7 protein-coding genes are annotated in these 3,974 nt (G+C 48.8%); 1 reads left to right on the forward strand and 6 read right to left on the reverse strand.

What is annotated here, in order from left to right; translation table 11 throughout:
• Positions 1–217 (forward strand): hypothetical protein (locus tag KDK14_RS14730; protein ID WP_257265930.1); only part of this gene is annotated, 217 nt, incomplete at its 5' end.
• Positions 218–251: 34 nt separating this feature from the next.
• Here the strand turns inward: KDK14_RS14730 and KDK14_RS14735 are convergent.
• The 6 genes from KDK14_RS14735 to KDK14_RS14760 all read right to left on the reverse strand — a co-directional run bounded on the left by KDK14_RS14735 (position 252) and on the right by KDK14_RS14760 (position 3,649).
• On the reverse strand, positions 252–476 hold the full coding sequence (locus KDK14_RS14735) for a hypothetical protein (RefSeq protein ID WP_257265931.1): 225 nt from the start codon (positions 474–476) through the stop codon (positions 252–254).
• Positions 477–644: 168 nt separating this feature from the next.
• On the reverse strand, positions 645–962 hold the full coding sequence (locus tag KDK14_RS14740; protein ID WP_257265932.1) for an AAA family ATPase: 318 nt from the start codon (positions 960–962) through the stop codon (positions 645–647).
• A gap of 18 nt (positions 963–980) precedes the next feature.
• Complete coding sequence (locus KDK14_RS14745) at positions 981–2,144, reverse strand: hypothetical protein (protein WP_257265933.1); 1,164 nt, start codon at positions 2,142–2,144, stop codon at positions 981–983.
• A gap of 89 nt (positions 2,145–2,233) precedes the next feature.
• Positions 2,234–2,860, reverse strand: coding sequence for a recombinase family protein (locus KDK14_RS14750; protein ID WP_257265934.1), 627 nt, complete (start codon positions 2,858–2,860; stop codon positions 2,234–2,236).
• Between the two features lie 200 nt (positions 2,861–3,060).
• The gene (locus KDK14_RS14755; RefSeq protein ID WP_257265935.1) at positions 3,061–3,354 is read right to left on the reverse strand and encodes an addiction module antidote protein; all 294 of its coding nucleotides are present in this window, start codon (positions 3,352–3,354) and stop codon (positions 3,061–3,063) included.
• The gene (locus tag KDK14_RS14760) at positions 3,344–3,649 is read right to left on the reverse strand and encodes a type II toxin-antitoxin system RelE/ParE family toxin (RefSeq protein ID WP_257265936.1); all 306 of its coding nucleotides are present in this window, start codon (positions 3,647–3,649) and stop codon (positions 3,344–3,346) included. Before KDK14_RS14760 ends, KDK14_RS14755 begins: the two co-directional genes overlap by 11 nt.
• Positions 3,650–3,974 lie beyond the last annotated feature (325 nt).

Raw genomic sequence — 3,974 nt, forward strand, 5'->3', positions numbered from 1 at the left:
CAAAGCTAATATCAAGTCGCAAGTGTTGACCGTTCTCTATACTCCAGTGGTTACGTGTAGCTGCTTGCAAACAAGATCGGCTTTGCTTGCAAACAAAGGCTCTTTCGTGCCCGAATTAACTGAGAATAAGGCTCTCCTCATGCTCACATTGAGTGAGAATATGCCCGAATTAAGTGATAACAGCCTGAAAACAGCCCGCCCTGCCCACATTAAGTGAGAACAAGTCGCCCTCCCTTTTTTTGAATCGGGTTCTACAAGCTAATCCCTTGGTCCTGAAGCTGGTTCATGAACTCTTCCCGTTGTGCTGCTGGCAGGTTGCCCTTGATGAAGTTCCGGACTTCACTGGCCTTGATATCCAATACTTCAGCCAAAGCACGAACGTCATACCCTTGTCGAATAAGCTGAGCCTCTGGACCATTAAGGTCAACAGCCAGCACTGAAGTGATCAGTTCTGCCGTGATGGGTTGGACTCCCACCCGGTAACTTTCTGCCAGGACAATTCCCAGATACTGATTGATCTGAAGGGGTGTTGAGAGATGTTCAGCCAGATAGCTGAGTGCTTCAGGTTGAATAATGGTGTCGATTTTGGTTTTATCTTCAAAACATTGTTTGAACAGCCACTGTATGTATTCCGGTTTGTTCTTCTAAATCCCTTCCAGCATAAAGATAGTGGCCCGGGCTCCAATTTCTTCCATAGTAGGCCGCTTCAGGTCATTAGACAGTTTGGGATGGCCAGCCAGAACAATAGAGAGCGTTCCACCCGCCCCCTGAATCACTTCTATCAACCGTTTCAGTGCAATCAATGTTTTACCATGTAAGTCATGGGCTTCATCAACAAACAGCACCACAAGCTTTTTCTTGTTCTTGATCAGGTCTCTCAACTCCCTTTCTCGTTGTTCAGGTTGTGAAGGGATTTTTTCGTTCTTGCTGCGTCTCAGATCGCAGAACAAGGCTGAAATCAAGGTTCCCAGGTTCTTTATTCAGGGTTTCTTCCAGTATTTTATTAATCGCTGAAAGCTGTTCCTGGGGAATGGTGGCCAATGTAATCGGCTATGGCTCTGCGTGCCGCCAGTGAGTCTGGCCAATGGTATTCTGTAAAGGGGTCTTGAAATGGCACAGAAGCAGGTTGATCTTTTGACCCTAAAGACAACAGCTTTCCGTTTCTCTGGTTCCCGGGCAAAGTGACAGTATTGATTCCAATCACACATAGCTCGAACGCCAGAACCGGGCAGGTTTTGCAACCAGTCCTCAATACGGCTATGAGATTCTGATCGATGGTCGGACCGGTTGTACTGGATCAGAAAATGCCTGAGCCAGGCATTGGCCTCTTCCTCGGTTTCTGGTTCCCGAAAATGGTAAAGTGTCTCGTGAAGCTCTTTCACTGTACGAAAGGGACGTTCCACTTTTCCCTTGGCCCGGGCTGTGACCCTGCGTCCATCACTGCCTGCTGGCATATGAGCCTTGACGTCTATATTGAGATAACTCATCACCCGGTGGAAGATCTGGCTTCTTATAATGGGACCATTATCCATGTAAATCATGTCTGGAATCCCATGGGGGAAGTCGTTACTCTCTTTCGGTGACATAGCTGTGAACAGAAACCGCAAAGCGGCTTCCACGTCTTCACCATAAACACAATGATACTCCTGGTAAGCTGCACCACTGCGATCATCCACAACGCTATAAATCATCAGGGTAGGCGAGCCCGAACCATCTCGAATCCAGGATGGCCGCTTGATGTGCTTTAGGTCCGAGGGGCTCAGATCAAAATGCCAGCATTCATTACTCTTCTGGGCCTGAAAACGGACGGCTGGAGGTTGTCGGGAAAGTGTGGCCCGATCGTATCCCCACTCGCGGAGGTATTTTTCAATCGTTGTGCGCTTCAATTGCCCTGGTGAAGCTTTCAGCAACCCCTGATCTGTTTCCACACCAAAGGTTTCCAGAAGCTTGATGGCTTGAGTGGTTGGCAGGCAACGCTGCTTTTTATTGCAGGTTCTGACCTTAATGGCGGCGATGACCTCACAGTAGCGCTCCAGCTCCTTAATAAGACATAACCCGGGGCAGACCGCAATCACTCCGTTTTGTTGAAGCTGGCTTCCCAACTTTCCGAAGCGTACGGTACAGACTGGCTTGGGAAACCCCATATAGTTCAGCCGCTTCCCGGATAATGGTGCGCTTTTCAGGGCTTCGGGACGGCAGGGTCAACCGTCTCCGATGAATATCCAGCAGGGCTTCAGAGGGTATCGTTTTTCTGTTCATGGGGCACAACCCCCTCAACACTTTCGCTACCTATGGGTACACCTCGATAACGAAGATAGGAATACAGGGTGGACTTGCAAATGCCCAGTTGGCAGGCAATCTCATCCACTGTCAGATGCCCTTCCCTGTAAAGGGTCTCGGCAGCACAGGCTACTTTCCGGGCTTGAGGTGAAAGTCCTTTGGGACGACCTCCTTTACGCCCACGCAATCTTGCAGATGTCAGGCCTATACGGGTACGCTCCCGGATAATTTCTCGTTCAAACTCAGCCAGGGCTGCAAAAAGATTGAAGCTCAGCCTTCCCTGAGGGGTGGAGGTATCGACAGGATCATTCAGGCTGACTAAGCCGACATTCTGCTCATGGAGTTGATTCACCAGATCGACCAGATGGCGCAAGGATCGTCCCAGTCGATCCAGCTTGCAGATAACCAGATCATCCCCCGGCCTGATCGACTCTAACAGGCTATCCAGGCCAGGGCGATCAGCTTTGGCACCACAAGCAATATCCTGGAAAACTTTTTGACAACCGGCGGCATTGAGGGCATCAATTTGAGAAGTCAGGTTCTGATCACCGGTACTGACCCGAGCATACCCGATTTTCATGACAGACAGCTCCCGATAGTAGGGAATACTCAACTGTTCAGGAAAAAGGTAGACGATAAAAAGATAAACCGCGAATTTATACTATTTCTCAAGGCGTCCGGCTGAATCCTTTTCCACTATTGAGCAGTCTGGAAAAACGGTCATTTTTTCAGACTGTTCATTCAATAGTGAGAGTGGAGGAAGTTTTGCTGCCCGGGATATCAGGCTTTTTGGGATTTGGTAGTGATACCAAGACCCAGAGCCTGCATAACACTCAGGATGGTTTTCAGCGTTGGGTTCCCATCATCACTGAACGAGCGATACAGTTGCTCCCGGGAAAGCCCGGTTTGTCTGGCAATGTTGCTCATACCTTCAGCTCTGGCAACAACACCAAGCGCTTTGGCAATATAAGAGGCGTCGCCAGTCTCAAAAGCATCAGCGATAAATACTTCCCTGGCTTCCGGACTATCCAGTGCCGCAGCAGGATCATAATCGTATAAGGGTTCAGTCATCATTTTTCCTCCATCGTTTTGCCAGCTGTTTAGCAAGCTCTATATCTTTGCTCTGCGTGCTTTTGTTCCCTCCACATAGCAGAAGGACGATCTCGTTTCCTTGTTGACGGAAGTACACCCGATACCCGGGGCCATAATGAATTCTCAGCTCACTGACTCCTTCTCCAACCGGGGCAACGTCGCCGGGCAGGCCATTAGCCAGACGAAATACCCGAGCCGCTATATTGGCTTTTGCTCGGGAATCCTTCAGCTTTCGCTCCCACTTACGGTATGTTTCAGTTTCTTTAATGGTGATCACAGGATAAATTGTAGTCTATAAACTACATAATGGGAAGGCTATCTATCCTGGGATTCGTGTAAATATGGTTTAGGCTGAAAGGTTGGAATTTTGTTTGCAGCGCCGGTTACCAAGGGTTTACCGTTATTATCACTTAATGTGGGCAGAAATGGCTGTTTGCAGGCTGTTATCACCTAATTCGGGCACATTCTCACTTAATGCGAGCATGTCCAGTGACTTACTCTCAATTAATTCGGGCACGAAATAGCCTCTGTTTGCAGGCAAAGATGATCTTGTTTGCAAGCAGCTACATGTAGGCAGTGACGATATGCAGCATCTTATCCCC

Source organism: Endozoicomonas sp. ONNA2 (genome assembly GCF_024606365.1).
Lineage (GTDB): Bacteria > Pseudomonadota > Gammaproteobacteria > Pseudomonadales > Endozoicomonadaceae > Endozoicomonas.